A 17,232-nucleotide genomic window follows, 5' to 3' on the forward strand; every position below is an offset into this window, starting at 1 on the left:
TCAGGTCATTTTCACTCAAGCGAGCGACATGGAAATATGCCTGAGTATTTTTTAAATTCTATCATTCTTATACATTTTCGATTGAAGAACTCATTAGGTTAGCAAGGCTGGATACGCCAAAAAATCGCAATTTGTGACCTCATGAAGTATAGATACCTTTAACTAAAAATGAGATGATACACTGGGGTTATCCGCATTTCTACTGTCTTGGTACAAAAGGCATGGATTTTCTGCTCCACTGCGGTACTTCTAAAACAAAATTTTAAATTTTATCTTAGCAAAAATGAAAGTGCTTAAGTCGAATCTGTTTTCAATTCGCAGAATTATAAGCAGGCCACTAGAATCATTGAGGAAACATTATGTTGCGAATAGTACTCTGTATTTCATTATTCTTTTGTTCTTTTATGGCTGCAGCAAATGATACGATATTAAAACTATACAGACCTTATGGCGATGCGACAGAGCAGGCATCCCCTGAAGTGAAAAAGATAGTCGAGGGAGAGTGCTATTCTCAATCGCAACTCATCGTCCGCGAAGATGCCTGGCGTTGTAGTGCAAATGGCAAAACTTATGATCCGTGCTTTGTTAAAGCAGGTCCAAACAGAACACAGGCTATATGTCCTCAATCTCCCTGGAGTGGAGATAGTGTGCAGATTAATGTGAAGCAGCCTTTGGATAATGATCTCAATAAAACTTTGGATATGTCTCGCGCTTATCCTTGGGGTGTCGAGTTAACCACTGGAGAGCGTTGTAAAGCAATTGATTCAGGAAAAATCTACGATCAATTGCCAGTGCGTTACCAATGCAGCAAAAAAAATTACCTGGTTGGTCATTTACAACGATGTAAAACAGTATGGAGTATGCTTAAAAAAACCCCAAAAGGTGTTGTGACTGTAGAACTAAGTAAAGCATGGTTCTAAACAGAATATTGAGGAAAAATCATTTTCCGATTTGACTATTGATCGAAAATAAATTTTTATTGAATGTCGTAACAAATCAGGAAGTCTCGGCGTTTTAAGTTTCTCGAAACTGTAGTCTGGGTGAAGCGCAGCATCATCCGGGTTAGGCATCATAAAACTTCGGTTATTCTATGCTTCACTGAGGCAAACACATACTACATCTGATGCGTTGCTTCAGGAGTTGCTTTTTGGAATGGTGCCAGGGTTAAACAATGAGTATTGATTTCATTGATCAGCGGATAGTTATCCATTGCGAAATGAAAACGGTTTGCATTGTAGACCTGGGGAATAAGGCTGAGATCAGCCAAAGTAATCGCATCACCGAAGCAAAAAGATTGACTGCGCTCAATATGCTGCAATTTCGCTTCAAAAGCGTCAAATCCTGCTTTAAGCCAATGATGGTACCATTCTGTAACTTGTGTTTCATTCGCTTGAAATTGCTCTTTTAATCGATTTAATACCCTTAAATTATTCAGAGGATGCATATCACAAGCAACAATCAAAGCAAGAGATCTTACAGTAGCTCTATCCAGAGGATTCTGAGGTAATAGGGCAGGGGCTGGGTAAGCCTCCTCCAGATAGTCGATAATGGCAAGCGATTGACTAATAACGTTTCCATTGACTTCCAGGCTGGGAACCAATTCTTGAGGATTTATCTTTCGATATTCAGGACTATGTTGCTCCCCACCATGATTCACTAAATGAATATCAATTTTTTCGTAAGCGATATTTTTCAAGTTCAGGGCAATACGAACGCGATAACAGGCCGTTGAACGAAAATAGTCATAAAGTTTCATTGTTTATATCCGTTCTACGACTTGATCGATTGCGCCAAACAGGCTTCTTCCTTGTTGATCGAGCATTTCAATTCGAATGTGATCCCCAAAATGCATAAAAGATGTTTTAGCCTGGCCTTGTTCTATGAGTTCCAGCATTCTTTTTTCAGCAATGCATGAGGATCCTTTGCTGCGGTCAATATTCGAAACAGTCCCTGAACCAATAATCGTTCCAGCACCAAGGACTCTGGTTTTTGCCGCATGTTGAATGAGTTCTGGAAAAGAAAAGGTCATGTCAATTCCAGCATTGGGTTCGCCAAATAATTGTCCATTTAGATGGCTCAATAAAGGGAGGTGCAGACGCTGACCGTCCCAATCATTGCCTAATTCATCAGGGGTAATGGCAACAGGAGAAAAACTGCTGGAAGGTTTGGAATGGAAAAAACCAAAACCTTTTGCCAGTTCATCTGGAATTAAATTCCGCAATGAAACATCATTAACCAGCATCAATAATTTTATATGTTGACCTGCATCTTTAGAGCTCATGCCCATAGGGACATCATCAGTTACCACTGCAACTTCTGCTTCAAAATCTATGCCGTATGCTTCATCGGCAACTAAAATGGGGTCTCTGGGGCCAAGGAAAGAATCCGAACCTCCTTGGTACATCAAAGGATCAGTCCAAAAATTAGCTGGCAGTTCAGCACCACGGGCTTTACGCACAAGCTCAACATGATTGACGTAGGCGCTGCCATCAGCCCATTGATACGCTCGTGGTAAGGGGGACGTACAGTGTTGTGGGTCAAAGTTGATGGCATTTGCCAAATGCCCCTCATTAAGTTGTTGATAGACCTTTTGTAACTGATCTTTTACCGTGTCCCAATGTTCTAGAGCGTATTGCAAATTGGCAGCAATCTGGGGTACGCGTATGGCAAGAGTCAATGATTGATTGACTACGCATAATTCCCCATCTCGTGATGTTGATTTTAAACTGGCAAGTTTCATAAGTCCCTCATTAATAGTTGTAGCCTGGGTGCAGCGCAGCGGAACCCGGGATTGAGAAGTGATTTATGTTCATAAAACCCAGGTTTCGCTGCGCTGTACCCAGGTTACAAAATATTTCAGACCACATTCTTTAAAAAGATTCTTCTTTCAAAGTACCACGTCTGATCTGATCTCGTTCAATGGCTTCGAATAAAGCCTGAAAGTTACCTTCACCAAATCCCTGATTGCCCTTGCGTTGGATAATTTCAAAAAACACAGGGCCAAAGATATTTTCAGTAAAAATTTGCAGTAATAAACCATGTTTCGGGTCACTCTCACCATCAATTAGAATTTTCTCTTCTTGAAGTCGATCGACTTGCTCTTGATGCCAGGGAAGACGATCGTGCAACATTTCGTAATAGGTATCTGGAACATCAAGGAATTTAACGCCCTGTTCTCTTAATGTGTGCACCGTACGATAAATATTGTTAGTAGTTAGTGCGATATGTTGGATGCCTTCACCTTTATATTCGTGAAGAAATTCTTCAATTTGCGATAAATCATCTTTGGACTCATTTAAAGGGATTTTGATTTTCCCACAAGGACTGCCCAGAGCACGGCTTAATAAGCCAGTCATTTTTCCTTTAATATTAAAATAACGAATTTCCTGGAAGTTAAAAATGGACTCGTAAAACTGAGCCCATTTATCCATGTTGCCGCGAAATACGTTATGGGTTAAATGATCGATCATGATTAAACCATTTCCTTCTACATTTTTATTGGGTTGATGTTCCCAATGAGCAGAAAAGGGTTGATGTTGATCATCAACAAAATAAATGACACTTCCACCTATAGCCTGGATACCAAGTAAACCATGATGAGCATGGGTACACTCTTCAAAAGCAGTTGCTCCATGCTTGATTGCATGCTCAAACGCTGCTTGGGCATTTTTGACTTTAAATCCCATGGCGCAGGCACCTGCTCCATGAATCTTGGCATGATCTTCAGCTTGGCAATGTTCGGCTGCATTTACTATAAATTGAATTTCACCTTGTTGAAATAAAGTGATGTCTTGGTTTTTATGACGTGCAGTAGCTTGGAAACCCATGTCAGTGAATTGTTGATGCAGGCGTTTTTTATCTGGACCTGAAAATTCTAGAAAAGCAAAACCATCTAATCCACAGGGGTTGTTGTTTGTTTGCATTGTCTATTTACTCCTTTAAAATTATTCGGTACTTATATAACAATTCCTTACACTACAGAAGATGTGGGAAGCCAGTCTCCGTAGCTTGGGTGACGTGCTGTCCTGTTCTGCTCTCCTACGTCCCGCGGTTTGTCCGCGGGATCCAGAAGCTCTGCACTAAAACACTGGACCCCGCGGACAAGCTGTGGGGTATAGGCAGAGATGTGGCGCTTCACCCTGGCTGCATTCGGTCCCTAAGATGGTTGTACTAGAAATAATCCATCTGCTATGGGCAATAAACTAATAAACACACGCTGATCATTTTTAATCAATTCGTTAAGTTTCCTGATCTCTCTGGTTTGTCCACCTGTTTCATTCTCATCGATTACTTTACCATCCCAGAATATATTATCTATAGCAATTAGCCCTTGAGGTTGAATTAGTTTTAATGCCAATTCATAGTAATTTACATAGTTGGTTTTGTCGGCATCGATAAAAATGAAATCAAATTTTTGCTCCCAACCTTCAGCGATTAATGCGTGTAACGTGTCTAAAGCACGACCAAGTCGTAATTCAATTTTATGGTCTTGTTTTGCCTCTTTCCAGAAAGGATGTGCTTTACTTGTCCATTCTGCATTGATGTCACAGGTAATGAGCTTACCGTCATCAGGCAGCATTAAAGACATTGCTAAAGCACTATAACCAGTAAATGTACCTAACTCTAAAACATTTTTTGCATGAATCAAACGCAAGAGCAATTGCATAAATTGTGCTTGCTCCGGCGCGACTTGCATGTTCGCCAACTCCATAGTAGAGGTTACTTTGCGTAGGCCAGTCAGAGAAGGGTGTTCTCGCAAAGATTTATCTATCATGTATTCATAAAGATTTGGAGTTAGGCTTAAATGTTTCATAGTGTCAACAAACCTCTAAGATAATTTTTCTTTTGCCAAATTATCCGCAATTTCACTAGTAGGTAAATTTTCTTTTACAGACAGAGCAAAAATTTCAGTTAAATGGCCATAAATTGCATCGATCTGTTCGTTAATTTTTTCTTCGGGAGTATGAAGATATTTAGATGCCGCAAAAATTAATCCACCAGCATTAATGACATAGTCTACAGCAAATAAAATGCCTTTGTCGTGCAATTTTTTACCATGATACGTATGAGCCAGCTGGTTATTTGCTGCACCGGCGATAATTGTAGTTTGCAGTTGGGAAATAGTAATGTCATTGATAATTGCACCTAAAGCACAAGGTGAGAAAACGTCACAGGGTACTTTGTGAATTTGATCGGTACTTACTGCTTTAGCGCCAAATTCGGTAACAGCACGATCTACTGCAGTGGGAGAAATGTCAGCCACAGTCAGAGAAGCTCCTAATTCATGCAAATGTCTGGCGAGCAAAAATCCAACATGACCTAAACCTTGAATGGCCACATGAATGTCTTTTAGGCTTTCTTTTCCTAGTTTGAAGGCGACAGCTGCTTGAATGCCTCGTAGAATACCTCTGGCTGTAGAAGGTGAAGGATCACCATGGTACTTGGATAAACTAGCTACATAGGGGGTATGTTCCCCAATAATATCCATGTCTGGCAATTCAGTTCCGCTGTCAAGTGCCGTGATGTAACGTCCATTTAATTCATTAACAAATCGACCAAATTGATGCATGTATTGGGCGCGATCAAATGGGCCATTGGGTTTGATAATAACGGATTTACCGCCTCCCAAAGGCAAGTTCACCGATGCCGCCTTGAAACTCATTCCTCGGGCAAGACGCATGGCATCTTGGATCGCAGCATACGTACTCGGATATTCAATGAACCGACAACCACCTAAAGCAGGACCTAATTTGGTATTGTGAATGGCGATTATTGCTTTCATTCCAGTTGCAGGATCTACTTTAAAATGTAAGTCACCAAAACCATGAGAGAGGGCGTAATCGAGGAAATCATCTTCAGCTATTATTGGGTTATTACTTGATATATTGTCCACTGACATCATTGTTTCTGCTCCTCTTGCAAATATTTTGCAGAAGTTATATTCCTATTTTTTGATTAAATCAATGGTAAAGGTTAATAATTTGGTGTCTTAAGGTATGCTGGTATACACTTAAATTCATTATTCATCATGTTGGAGAGAGTCATGCGCCAAGTAGCTGTCAGAATGTTGGCTTTAATGTTAGTCACGCCGTTTGTTTTTGCTGAAAATGCCTTACCGCCTTCTTTTCCTCCTCAGTTAGTTCTTGATAAAATTGATTTTCAACTTTCAGCAAAACAATGGGTGACAACTCAAACTGCTTTATTGGGAGTCAATATTAATGTGACTTTAACCAGCGCTGATTTAGTAAAGGCACGTGCTGATATTATGGAGCGATTAACCAAAATCGCAAAAGGAGAATGGCATTTGATCGAATTCAATCGATCACAGGATAGTTCTGGTCTTGAAAAGTTATATGTACAAGCACAAGCACGAGTAAGTCAGGAAGTGTTGACTGATATTTATAAAAATGCCAAAGAGGTGAGTTTACCTGGTGCTAAATATGAGATATCCAGTGTTGATTTCAAACCAAGTTTCGATGAAACTCAGGCTGTTTTAGGACAAATTCGACAACGCCTGTATCAACAAGTGAATGATGAGCTTGCTCGTATTAATAAGGCATACCCAGGACAAAATTACAGCGTCAGTAATTTGGTTTTTGTTGACGGAACTAATCCCCCTCTGCCAAGACCTTATCAAGCTAAGACGATGAATACCATGATGGTAGGAGAAGCAGCCGCCGCGGCTCCGGCTTTGACGGTCAGCAATGAATTAATACTAACTGCAATTGTTGAGGTTGCTTCGAATCGTAAGCAATAGTTTTCCTCGTACCGCGCTTTATGCGCGTAGTACGTAGGGTATAATAGGTTGAGATGATTAGAGTAGGGGGAGCAATGAATCGCAGTCTTGTACAAAAAAACAGCACTTTCACAAGGGGAATCCATTTTGTTGGTTGTTGAAAAAATTATTGGGCATCGAGGGGCGTCTGCTTATACTCCCGAGAATACTTTGGCTGCTTTTGACAAGGCTTTGGCTTTAGGATGTCGTTTTATTGAATTTGATGTGATGTGTAGTGCTGATGGAGAACCTTTTGTAATTCATGACGACAATTTAAAAAGAACAACAAATGGACGCGGTGAAGTCGGCATGGTGGAGTCCAGCTATTTGCGCTCATTGGATGCAGGCTCTTGGTTTTCACGGCAATTTAAAGGCGAACCTATTCCTCATTTTAAAGAAGTACTGAAATGGTTGTCTTTTTCAGGCGTTCAGGCAAATGTGGAAATTAAACCTTATCCTGGTACAGAAGAACAAACTGCAGTAGCAGTAATGAGCCACATTCAGCGTTATTGGCCACAGGATAAAGATCTGCCTTTAGTTTCCAGTTTTTCTTGGGATGCTTTAGTTTTATGTCGCAGTATTGCTCCAGAAATGCCCTTAGGTTTACTACTGCATGCTTGGGATGAGCAATGGTTGCAAAAAGCAAAACAGCTAGAGTGTTTTTCCATTCATTTGAATCGGAGGGTTTTAACCGAGGAGCGGGTTAAAGCAATTAAAGCAGCGGGCTATGTACTTTGTACTTATACGGTGAATCGCAGACGTTTGGCTAATAAGTTATTTGGCTGGGGAGTTGATGCGGTTTTTAGTGATTATCCTGATTTACTGGCATGAAAAAATTATTGCTTTTCTTATTCATTCTCTTTTCTACTCTTTCTGTCCAGGCAAAGCGAGTTGAACTGGTCTTTTGGCATGGAATGGCCGGACATCTTGGAGATGAAGTCAGATTACTCGCGGACGACTTTAATCAAAGTCAAAATGAATATTTTATTAAACCTGTTTATAAAGGAAATTATGTAGAGACATTAACAAGTTTTGCTGCTGCATTCAGAGCGCATCATCCTCCGGCAATTGTGCAAATTTTTGAGGTAGGGACCGCCATTATGGAGTCGCCAAAGGGTGTCATCAAGCCAATAGACGAGCTGATGCAAGAGCAAGGGATGAGCTTACCCCAAGAAGATTTTATTCAATCGGTGCGTGAGTTTTATAGCAATAACGGTCAATTAATGGCCTTGCCCTTTAATCTCTCAGTTGCCACTTTGTATTACAATCTGGATATACTTGCCAAAGTAGGTTATTCCCAAGCCAATTTCCCACGGACTTGGGCCGAGATGGAAGTATTGGCAGAGAGATTAAAAAAAGCGGGTTATGATTGTACCTATACCACAGCTTATCCGGGATGGGTGCTTTTTGAATCGTTTTTGGCAATCCATGGATTGCCTTTAACTCAGAATAATCCTGTACGGGCTGTTTATGCCACACCGCAATTACTCCATCATTTTGAACGTTTAAAACGTTGGCATTCACTGCATTATTTTCGATATGCAGGCCGGGTTGATGATGCCACTATTTTATTTACCAGCGGTATTTGTCCTTTATTTAGCCAATCTTCTGGGGCATACAATAGTTTATCCGCCTTGGTTCCTTTTCATTTAGGCATTGCCAGCATGCCTTTGGATACAGAAGTAAGTAAGCTAAGACATGCGAATGTTGCTGGAGGCGCTGCATTATGGGCAGTGGCCGGACAAACTAAGAAACATTACAGAGGAATAGCCCTATTCTTTGCATTTATTGCCAAACCTGAAACACAAAAACGTTGGCATGAACATACAGGTTATCTTCCTATAGGGTTACACGGTGTCTATGCAGATATCTTGCGCAGCAGTCGCCATCCTACCTTACTGACAGCACGTGCTGATTTGGCAGCTGAGTTACCCGAAAAGCCATTACAACGTTTTGGTCCACAAAATCAGATTCGTAGCATCAATGATGAGGTTTTGGAAGCGATGTTTGCTGGTTTTCTAAGTCCAAGTATGGCCATTCAGGAATCTGCAGCGCGGACCGATCATATATTATTGCGTTTTGTAAGAAATACTACGGGAAAATAATGATAAGAAAATCAAAAATAATTTGTATTTTAGCAATTGCGTTTTACTGTTTCCTGGATGTTTTTGGGAATGTTTCTGATTATTATGTCAATTTTTCTGCGGTCAAGCGCACACTCATGATGAGCGATATATTTCCGGATTCTTTAATTGGTTATCGAGCCGTTACCAATCCCATACTGCATCATGCAATATATCTGGTTATCATTGGTTTTGAATTGTTAACCACGGTAATTTGTGGTGTAGGCGCATGGAAGTTATTTAAAGTGCGACATGCAAGCGCATTGGTATTTAATGGTGCCAAGCGTTGGGCTGTAGCAGGCCTTACTTTAGGATTTTTAACCTGGCACGTGCTATTTATGTCAGTAGCAGGTGAATGGTTTGGCCTATGGATGTCCTCATTGTTAAGCGGTGCTCTGACAACTTCCTTCCAAATATTTATTACTTTTTTAGTTCTTCTGATCTACTTAATTATTAAAGACGAGTAAAGGTTAGCTTGGGGATCCCATTGCCAGTACATAATAAAAAACCCTCCGCAAGCGGAGGGTTTAATGAACTATGAAGAATATTTATTCCATTATTGCACCGAAGTAAATCGCTTATTGGCTTCTTCTATTTCTTGTATCATACGCTCTTCTTGGACTCTCAGTTTCTGCAGTTCTAAACTTCCTTCTTCGTACGTAACTTGAATTTCTTTGATAGCGTCTTCCAGTTTTTCTATCTCGTGGTTTATTTGCTCAAGAGTAAAGCGTACTTTTTCTGTTGTAGCATTCAGTGTTGCTTGCTTAAGAGTTATTTTTACCCACATTAAATAAAGTGATGCATTTCGAGCATACTCAGATGGAAGTCTGGTTTCAGGAGCCTTACCTTTTCTTCCAGGGATAATTTCTAACTCTTTCGCAAGAGTTGTTATATCTCGTTCAAGATATTCTTTCTGAGACTCATATTGCTTTTCGGTTCTATCCCTTGTTAACTTGTAAGTAACCACGCTTTTCTCTTTGTCTTTTAAAAGATTATCGAGAACGTCCAATTTTTTAACAAGTCCCTCAATTCTATCATGTAAAGGTACACATTGTTGAAACAAGGTAAATGCGTCGAAACCTTTTAACTCAGTCTTCAGGAGGCGAACAACAGCCGCTTCTTTTTGAGCTTGTTTCTCCCTGCTTTCTAAAACCTCTCTTGCTTTCACTGCCGAGTTTTTAACATCAATCACGTCATGTACAGTAAGAATTAGACCTTTGCCTTCATATCGTTGATCAATGTATTGTTGAACACGAGCTTCGGTGTCTTTATTTCTTACGCAACGGCCAGTTGCCTGTGGTCCTGACAGGATTCCGTTAATCACATTGATATCTGATTCAATGACGGGCGAATTAGTATTGATAATTTGCACGTTCAAGATATCTCTGATACTAACCCCTGTTGCAATCACCTGATCCGCTACAATATGAGTTCTCAATCCTACTTCGATTTGAGCAATTTGCTCATCTTTTGTAGTTTGATTCGTACTCATATCAATAGCACCGGAATAATTCTCAGTTGCTTGCAAAGTGACTAAATTAGGCAGAGGAGCCCCTTTTATCACTTCAGATATGGGTTCAGATCCTTTGATCTTGGTTACTATTGCTTCTGCTCTATCCAATATCAATTTAGTAATGGCCTCCTTTTGTGCTGCAGGCAAATTGGAAATAGGTACGCCTAACTTTTCTAAGGCTTCTTTTAGTGTTTCCCTGTTTTTTGTTTCACATGATTCAAGCTTGGTAGCATAGGGTTCAGGTAACACTTCCTTTTTATATTTCACAATATGCTGATCGTATTCAGATAAATAGTTATCAAATTTGTGAGTTCTGTCTTTTTCCGCGATATCTGTTTGCTTTTCATTGAAGACAAGAGCAAGAGCAAAGCTATTGATTGCTCTTTGAATATCTTTTTGTTGTTCTGTATCGATATCTTGCTTTAAATTTACTACCGGTAGAACTACAGTTTTTCGGAACTCTATTTCATCTACGGCGCCAAACTTCTGTGCCAATTGCAATCGTGCGTCACATTCAGATTTTTGTCTAAGTTTTGCAACCTCACCTTGATATTTTTCAATAGTTTCTCTATCTCCATTGGCGATTTTTTGATAGATTCCAGCTAATTTTTCGCGTGTTTCTTTGTCGTCAGAAAAACTCATATTGCGTTGGCAACGGATTCGGTTCAATACTAAAGCCTGATTAATAGCTCTTTCTTGTGCGACAGAGTCTTCAATTCCTATTTCCGCTTGTATGATCTGTTTCTTTAATGCAACAGGATCAACATAACCCATCATTCCTGCTTCGAGATAATAATCATCAAAGTAGTGAACCACGGCTTGGTCAACCAAATCACCTTCTTCCAAATAAGCCAATTCAGGTTTAATCGGTCGAATAGTTCCTAGTTCAATTGCAGCACCAAGACTTAAATCGTCTAAAGGAGCACCCTTAAAGAGATCATATAATTCAGAAGTTGGAGTGGCTGTTAATGCCAGAACTGTGTTATTTTTTTGTATCCCTTTCAAAATCTCTGTATCTTCTGGTTTAAAAGTATGTTTATGGCTTTCATCTATTAAGACCATGGAATCGCTTATTTCACTTGCGATAATCTTGAATAAGGGATGCTCAGCTTGTAAAATAAGTTGATCAAAAGGTTCAGTACCTGCAATCACTTTGCGAAAATATGCTTTGATTTTTAGTATGTCTTCTTCCTCTATATCACTTAAATCCTTCTTCAAAGCGTCCCAGAGAACGTCCACTTTTCCTTTAATAGAATCTAAAGTGAATATTCGTGGAGCTACTTTAACACCATTGACTACTCCGGCACTAAGCAGGTCAGTTGTTTCTTTTATTTGTTGCTTTACCAATGTTTCATCAGGAACAATCATGACTGTGCGTCCAACGGCTTGTGCTATACCAGCCATAACAATACTTTTGCCTGAACCGGTACCCATAACTGCAAGTCGTTGTTCTTGTCCTGCCTTTAAACTATCATGAAATTTAGCTAAAATTTCATTTTGATATGCGTATGGAACAAACGATTTGGTATCAACAGCTAGCCCTTTATGAGTTACTGCACGAAGATCACCATCTTTATCATAGGTGAGTTTCACAGTAGCTGTATGGTCATGATCGAAGAATAATTTTCCTCTGCTTACTTCAGAATTTAACTTACTGGTAATATTTACAGTATAATTTTGTGTCGTATCTACAACAGAATCATATCCATCAAATACTAAGTCAATTGTATAAACTGCGCCACCAATAGTAATTGCAGCTTCAAGATGTTGCTTTTCGTCATCTTTTTTGACCCATTTAGTGCTTTCTCCAGGATTACCTGCACTTTGTAAAATCGCTTTAACGACATTTCCAATCTTTGGATCTTTTTCTTTATTTTCTATAGCAATAATTTCTTGAGCTCGACCTATTGTAACTACAGCCCCACTAGTTACCACCTCTTTTAATAAATGTACCGCTGCAACAGTATCTGTATAATTTTTAAGATCGTCAATCTGCTTACGGACTATATCTTTACTAGCGCCCATCTTTAGTTTCCCCTCGAATACTTTTTAGAGATTTGTTTTTAAGTTAGGTCATTGTGATATTTGGCTAAATAGTTAGGTCACAATTTACCTGGCGAGGATTATACAAAAAAAATATTAAGTGACTATTAAGTGATTCTGTTGGTGGTTAATTGATCACACAAATAAAAATTTTTAGGGGGATGATGAGGGGGAATGACCTATCTTAAGATCAATCAAATAACTGCGACAAAGCTTGAGAAAATCCGAAAATTTTTGCGAAAATCTTTTTTTTATCCATTGAATTCAGGATATTAAAACTCGATATCACTTCGTAAGCTGAAGTTTGAATTGGGTATCTGAGTTCGGAACCTGATTATAAAACCCCCCCCGCAGAGGGCGGAGGGGTAGAGAGAGATTTAATCCATATTACATAGTTAATTTACTGTTGATTTCTTCCATTTGTTGGAGCAAACGCTCTTCTTCAACTTTCATTCTCTCCAAAGATATGGTTCCAGTTTGGATTTCTTTCTGGAGGCGTTCTATAGAGTCTGCCAGATTGGTTATTTCTTCTCTGACTTCTTCAATAGTTTGTCTCACTTCTCTTGTTTCCATTTTAAGTGACGCTCTTATAAGAGTCGTTTTTGCCCACATGCAATAAAGAGTTGGATTACGAGCATAATCAGTTGGAAGCGGGCTTCCTATTGGTTTTTTGCTCATTCCAGGAACGATATCCCTTAACTCGCTTTCAAGCTTTTCTACTTCCTCAAGTTTACCCAGTTCGAGTTTTTTGGTTCCTAAAGTTTTCTGTTGGTCCTCTAAATGTACTTTTTGTAACTCCAATTTCTCGGTGAGTGCCTCAATTTTTTGATGTAAAGGTACACATTGTTGGAACAATCCAAAAGTTTGGAAGCCTCTGATCACGCTTTGCAAGAGAATAATTGCTTCCCGTTCTTTTTGAGCTTGTTCTTCCCTGTTCTTCATAACTTCTCTTGTTCTTTCTGCTGAGTTTTTAGGATCAATGATCGCATCTACGGTAAGAATTAGACCTTTGCCTTCATATCGTTGATCAATGTATTGTTGAACACGAGCTTCGGTATCTTTATTTCTTACGCAACGGCCAGCTGCCTGTGGTCCTGACAGGATTCCGTTAATCACATTGATATCTGATTCAATAACGGGCGAATTAGTATTGATAATTTGCACGTTCAAGATATCTCTGATACTTACCCCTGTTGCAATCACCTGATCCGCTACGATATGGGTTCTCAAACCTACTTCGATTTGAGCAAGTTGCTCATCAATTGTAGATTGTGGCGTACTCATATCAATTGCACCAGAATAATTCTCAGTTGCTTGCAGAGCGACTAAATTAGGCTGAGGTGCTCCTGTTATCACTTCAGATACGGGTTGTGATGCTTTGACCTTAGTTACCATTGTCTCTGCTCTGTCCAATATCAATTTGGTAATGGCTTCCTTTTGTGCAGTAGGCAATTTGGAAATAGGTGCACCTAACTTTTCTAAAGCTTCTTTTAGTGTTTCCCTGTTTTTTGTTTCACATGATTCAAGCTTGGTAAGAAATGGTTTAGGTATTTCATCATTTTTCGTTTTATATTTCGCAATATGCTGATCCCATTCTTTCAAATAGTCCTCAAGTTTGTGAGTTCTGTCCTTTTCCGCGATATCTGTATGCTTTTCATTGAAGACAAGAGCAAGAGCATAGCTATTGATTGCTCTTTGAATATCTTTTTGTTGTTCTGTAGCGATATCCTGTTGTAAATTCACTACCGGTAGACCTACAGTTTTTCGGAACTCTACTTCATCTACGGCGCCAAATTTCTGAACCAATTGCAATCGTGCGTCACATTCAGATTTTTGTCTGTGTTTTGCAACTTCACCTTGGTATTTTTCAATAGTCTCTCTATCTCCATTGGCGATCTTTTGATAGATCTCAGCCAATTTTTCACGAGTTACTTTATCGTCAGAAAAACCCATGTTACGTTGGCAACGGATGCGGTTTAATGCTAAAGCCTGATTAATAGCTCTTTCTTGTGCCACAGAATCTTCGATTCCTGTTTCCGCTTGTATGATCTGTTTCTTTAATTCAACAGGATCAATATAACCACTCATCCCTTCTTCAAGATAATAATCATCAAAGTAGTGGGCTACCGCTTGATCAATTAAACTTTTTTCATTCACATAAGCGACTTCATCCTTAATTGGGCGAATAGTCCCAAGTTCAATTGCAGCACCAAGACTTAAGTCATCTAAAGGAGTACCCTTAAAGAGATCATATAATTCAGAAGTTGGAGTGGCAGTTAATGCCAGGATTGAATTACGATCCTTTATTCCTTTCAAAATTTCTGCATCTTCTGGTTTAAATGTATGGCGATGACTTTCATCAATTAAGACCATAGAATCTTTTATTTCGCTTGCAATGATCTTGAATAAGGGATGCTCAGCTTGTAAAACAATTTGATCAAAAGGCTCAGTACCTGCAATTACCTTGCGAAAATATGCTTTGATTTTTAGTACATCTTCTTCCTCTATATCACTTAAATCCTTTTCCAAAGCTTCCCAAAGAACATCCACTTTACCTTTAAGAGTATCCAAAGTGAAAACTCGTGGAGTTGCTTTAACACCATTAACCAATCCGGCACCAAGCAGGTCAGATGTTTCTTTTGATTGTTGGTTCACTAATGTTTGATCAGGAACAATCATGACTGTGCGCCCAACCGCTTGAGCAATACCAGCCATAACAATACTTTTACCCGAACCGGTTCCCATAATTGCTAATCGTTGTTCTTTATGATCTTTTAAACTGTCATGAAATTTAGATAAAATTTCATTCTGATATGCGTATGGAACAAACGATTTAGTATCAACGGATAATCCTTTTTTGGTTACCGCACGAAGATCACCATCTTTATCATAGGTAAGTTTCACAGTAGCTGTATGGTCATGATCGAAGAATAATTTTCCTCTGCTCACTTCAGAATTTAACTTACTTGTAATATTTACAGTATAATTTTGTGTCGTACTTACCGTGTGATCATTGCCTTCAAAGACCAAATCAATTGTATAAACTGCGCCGCCAATAGTAATAGCAGCTTCAAGATGTGGTTTTCCGTCGCCTTTATCTTCCCATTTAGTGCTTTCCCCTGGCTTACCTGCTTTTGCTAAAATCGCTTTTACGACATTTCCGATCTTAGGGTCTTTTTTATTGTTTTCTATATCAATACTTTCCTTCGCACTTCCTATTGTTACTACCGCACCATTGGTTACGACTTCTTTTAACAAATGAACCGCTGCAACGGTATCTGTATAATCTTTTAGATCTTTAATTTGTTGTTCAACAATTTCTCGACTTGCGCCCATCTTAAATTTCCCCTTAAATATATTTTTTTGACATTAATTATTAAGTTAGGTCATTGTGGATTTTATTTGAGTAGGTAGGCCACAATTTACCTAATGGTAGCCATTATATAAAATGAATCTTAAGTGACCATTAAGTGATTTCATTGAAAATAAAATGTTCATTATTGAGGGATTAAAATAATAAGAGAAAGAGGCTGTATTTTTATTATTTACTATATTTAAAATATACTTTCTTTGTTACTATCTTGATCTCAATGACTCTTTTTTTGGTGATATACGCCAAATAATAAATAAAATTCATTGATATTTATTTGAGATACTAAAGAGAAAATGGCACAGGACAGTGAGGCGGTAATGACATATCTTAAGATTAATCAAATAACTGCGGCAGAAGGTAAGATTATGACTCTCTTAAAAAAATTAGGTTTGGATCCTGATGATCGAATGTTGAAAACCCTTGAAGAGAATCCTGAGTATATTAATCGGCTTGCCTCCTTATTCATGCGCTTAAAAAAATGCAACATTAAGCTGAATGATACCCTTCATAGCCTCATTGCAAGTAACGTTTCTTATGCAGGAAGTCTAAGCAATTTATTAGATTTTATGCACAATGAAAAAATAGATGTAACTCTTTTTCCTCTAGAGCGTTTATTTGCTGCTGCACAATCAGACACAGCGTTAATACAGGGAATGCAGCTGCTCAAAACGCGTACCCCCCTTGATTTGACTACTTTAAAACTTTTCTTTGCCTATCCTGCGCACTCTTTATTGCTTGCTGATTTAATCATTAATTTTCAACAGCACGCTTATCCTACAGAGAAAATAGTCGAAAAACTCCATAAGTTTTCTGCAAAAAATATGGATACGGCTATAAGACTGCTTACCCTCCTTTTAAATAAAAATCTCTATTATTTTGAATGTTTCGATGTTCTTGCAAAGCACCAGGAGTATATCGATAAAATTTATGAGGGCACGGCGAAACTTACTGCAAAAAATAAACTCGCAGCAAGTTACTTCAGTGTCATTGAGAATAATCCAAAGAATGCCAATGTCCTAGCTAATCTTATTTTGCTATTACATAAAGAGTCACTCATTGATTATAGAAAAACAGAAGATTTATTAACGGTAAGCAAATTGGAAGTTGGAGCATTCCATTTCTTGAGTCACCTGCAGCAAGCAGGTATGTTAAATTCTGAAAGTTATAACAAAGTGTGTCGAGATACTTCAATCCTCACTCAGAAAGAGGTCATGGAGTTATTCAGTAGTCTTCCTTTATTTGAAGCATTCGATAAAGTCGAATTAGAAGAAATGCTTCGTTTAATTGCCGAACCTGGTGAGTCCCATGTAGGTGAATTTATTGAAATGATTGAAAAGCATCAATTAATTAAAAACCAAGTTTTAAATAAATGAAATTTGCTTTAAGATAAGCATTTGTGTTATAT

General features: G+C 38.7%; 13 protein-coding genes. 6 read left to right on the forward strand and 7 right to left on the reverse strand.

The annotated features are described in order from the left end of the window. Nucleotides 1-359 precede the first annotated feature (359 nt). Nucleotides 360-920, forward strand: coding sequence for a hypothetical protein (locus tag LXO92_RS05555; RefSeq protein WP_182351747.1), 561 nt, complete (start codon nucleotides 360-362; stop codon nucleotides 918-920). A gap of 194 nt (nucleotides 921-1,114) precedes the next feature. On the opposite strand, the gene maiA is transcribed toward LXO92_RS05555, so the two are convergent. The 5 genes from maiA to LXO92_RS05580 all read right to left on the reverse strand — a co-directional run bounded on the left by maiA (nucleotide 1,115) and on the right by LXO92_RS05580 (nucleotide 5,902). Beyond that, a complete protein-coding gene (gene maiA, locus LXO92_RS05560) occupies nucleotides 1,115-1,756 on the reverse strand; it encodes a maleylacetoacetate isomerase (RefSeq protein WP_232890538.1) in 642 nt (213 codons plus the stop codon). A gap of 3 nt (nucleotides 1,757-1,759) precedes the next feature. After that, nucleotides 1,760-2,740 (reverse strand): fumarylacetoacetate hydrolase family protein, encoded by a 981-nt coding sequence (locus LXO92_RS05565; protein ID WP_232890539.1) that lies wholly within the window; start codon nucleotides 2,738-2,740, stop codon nucleotides 1,760-1,762. 130 nt (nucleotides 2,741-2,870) lie between these two features. After that, a complete protein-coding gene (gene hppD / locus LXO92_RS05570; protein WP_182351750.1) occupies nucleotides 2,871-3,923 on the reverse strand; it encodes a 4-hydroxyphenylpyruvate dioxygenase in 1,053 nt (350 codons plus the stop codon). A gap of 233 nt (nucleotides 3,924-4,156) precedes the next feature. Further along, nucleotides 4,157-4,813 (reverse strand): class I SAM-dependent methyltransferase, encoded by a 657-nt coding sequence (locus LXO92_RS05575; RefSeq protein ID WP_182351751.1) that lies wholly within the window; start codon nucleotides 4,811-4,813, stop codon nucleotides 4,157-4,159. Nucleotides 4,814-4,828: 15 nt separating this feature from the next. Further along, nucleotides 4,829-5,902 (reverse strand): Leu/Phe/Val dehydrogenase, encoded by a 1,074-nt coding sequence (locus LXO92_RS05580; RefSeq protein WP_182351752.1) that lies wholly within the window; start codon nucleotides 5,900-5,902, stop codon nucleotides 4,829-4,831. A gap of 141 nt (nucleotides 5,903-6,043) precedes the next feature. On the opposite strand from LXO92_RS05580, the gene LXO92_RS05585 reads away from it, so the two are divergent. The 4 genes from LXO92_RS05585 to LXO92_RS05600 all read left to right on the forward strand — a co-directional run bounded on the left by LXO92_RS05585 (nucleotide 6,044) and on the right by LXO92_RS05600 (nucleotide 9,365). Further along, a complete protein-coding gene (locus LXO92_RS05585; protein WP_232890540.1) occupies nucleotides 6,044-6,757 on the forward strand; it encodes a hypothetical protein in 714 nt (237 codons plus the stop codon). Between the two features lie 129 nt (nucleotides 6,758-6,886). After that, nucleotides 6,887-7,606, forward strand: coding sequence for a glycerophosphodiester phosphodiesterase (ugpQ, locus tag LXO92_RS05590; protein ID WP_232890904.1), 720 nt, complete (start codon nucleotides 6,887-6,889; stop codon nucleotides 7,604-7,606). Further along, complete coding sequence (locus LXO92_RS05595; RefSeq protein ID WP_182351754.1) at nucleotides 7,603-8,880, forward strand: extracellular solute-binding protein; 1,278 nt, start codon at nucleotides 7,603-7,605, stop codon at nucleotides 8,878-8,880. Before ugpQ ends, LXO92_RS05595 begins: the two co-directional genes overlap by 4 nt. After that, nucleotides 8,880-9,365 (forward strand): DUF2165 family protein, encoded by a 486-nt coding sequence (locus LXO92_RS05600; RefSeq protein WP_232890541.1) that lies wholly within the window; start codon nucleotides 8,880-8,882, stop codon nucleotides 9,363-9,365. Before LXO92_RS05595 ends, LXO92_RS05600 begins: the two co-directional genes overlap by 1 nt. Nucleotides 9,366-9,454: 89 nt before the next feature. Here the strand turns inward: LXO92_RS05600 and LXO92_RS05605 are convergent, their stop codons facing one another. Both LXO92_RS05605 and LXO92_RS05610 read right to left on the reverse strand, forming a co-directional pair. Continuing rightward, nucleotides 9,455-12,436 (reverse strand): DEAD/DEAH box helicase family protein, encoded by a 2,982-nt coding sequence (locus LXO92_RS05605; RefSeq protein WP_232890542.1) that lies wholly within the window; start codon nucleotides 12,434-12,436, stop codon nucleotides 9,455-9,457. 405 nt (nucleotides 12,437-12,841) lie between these two features. Continuing rightward, nucleotides 12,842-15,790 carry a DEAD/DEAH box helicase family protein gene (locus tag LXO92_RS05610; RefSeq protein ID WP_182351756.1) on the reverse strand — a complete coding sequence of 983 codons (2,949 nt, stop codon included), beginning with the start codon at nucleotides 15,788-15,790 and terminating at the stop codon, nucleotides 12,842-12,844. A 354-nt stretch (nucleotides 15,791-16,144) separates the two neighbouring features. Between LXO92_RS05610 and LXO92_RS05615 the strand changes: the two genes are divergently transcribed. Continuing rightward, nucleotides 16,145-17,200, forward strand: coding sequence for a hypothetical protein (locus LXO92_RS05615; RefSeq protein WP_182351757.1), 1,056 nt, complete (start codon nucleotides 16,145-16,147; stop codon nucleotides 17,198-17,200). Nucleotides 17,201-17,232 lie beyond the last annotated feature (32 nt).

The organism is Legionella resiliens (assembly GCF_021344005.1).
Classification (GTDB): domain Bacteria; phylum Pseudomonadota; class Gammaproteobacteria; order Legionellales; family Legionellaceae; genus Legionella; species Legionella resiliens.

What these genes read in the sequence shown, in the direction of transcription:
- LXO92_RS05605 (WP_232890542.1), bottom strand. Translation starts at nt 12,436, where the DNA reads ATGGGCGCTAGTAAAGATATAGTCCGTAAGCAGATTGACGATCTTAAA.
- LXO92_RS05595 (WP_182351754.1), top strand. Translation starts at nt 7,603, where the DNA reads ATGAAAAAATTATTGCTTTTCTTATTCATTCTCTTTTCTACTCTTTCT.
- LXO92_RS05600 (WP_232890541.1), top strand. Translation starts at nt 8,880, where the DNA reads ATGATAAGAAAATCAAAAATAATTTGTATTTTAGCAATTGCGTTTTAC.
- LXO92_RS05565 (WP_232890539.1), bottom strand. Translation starts at nt 2,740, where the DNA reads ATGAAACTTGCCAGTTTAAAATCAACATCACGAGATGGGGAATTATGC.
- LXO92_RS05575 (WP_182351751.1), bottom strand. Translation starts at nt 4,813, where the DNA reads ATGAAACATTTAAGCCTAACTCCAAATCTTTATGAATACATGATAGAT.
- hppD (WP_182351750.1), bottom strand. Translation starts at nt 3,923, where the DNA reads ATGCAAACAAACAACAACCCCTGTGGATTAGATGGTTTTGCTTTTCTA.
- LXO92_RS05610 (WP_182351756.1), bottom strand. Translation starts at nt 15,790, where the DNA reads ATGGGCGCAAGTCGAGAAATTGTTGAACAACAAATTAAAGATCTAAAA.
- LXO92_RS05555 (WP_182351747.1), top strand. Translation starts at nt 360, where the DNA reads ATGTTGCGAATAGTACTCTGTATTTCATTATTCTTTTGTTCTTTTATG.
- LXO92_RS05585 (WP_232890540.1), top strand. Translation starts at nt 6,044, where the DNA reads ATGCGCCAAGTAGCTGTCAGAATGTTGGCTTTAATGTTAGTCACGCCG.
- maiA (WP_232890538.1), bottom strand. Translation starts at nt 1,756, where the DNA reads ATGAAACTTTATGACTATTTTCGTTCAACGGCCTGTTATCGCGTTCGT.
- LXO92_RS05580 (WP_182351752.1), bottom strand. Translation starts at nt 5,902, where the DNA reads ATGATGTCAGTGGACAATATATCAAGTAATAACCCAATAATAGCTGAA.
- LXO92_RS05615 (WP_182351757.1), top strand. Translation starts at nt 16,145, where the DNA reads ATGACATATCTTAAGATTAATCAAATAACTGCGGCAGAAGGTAAGATT.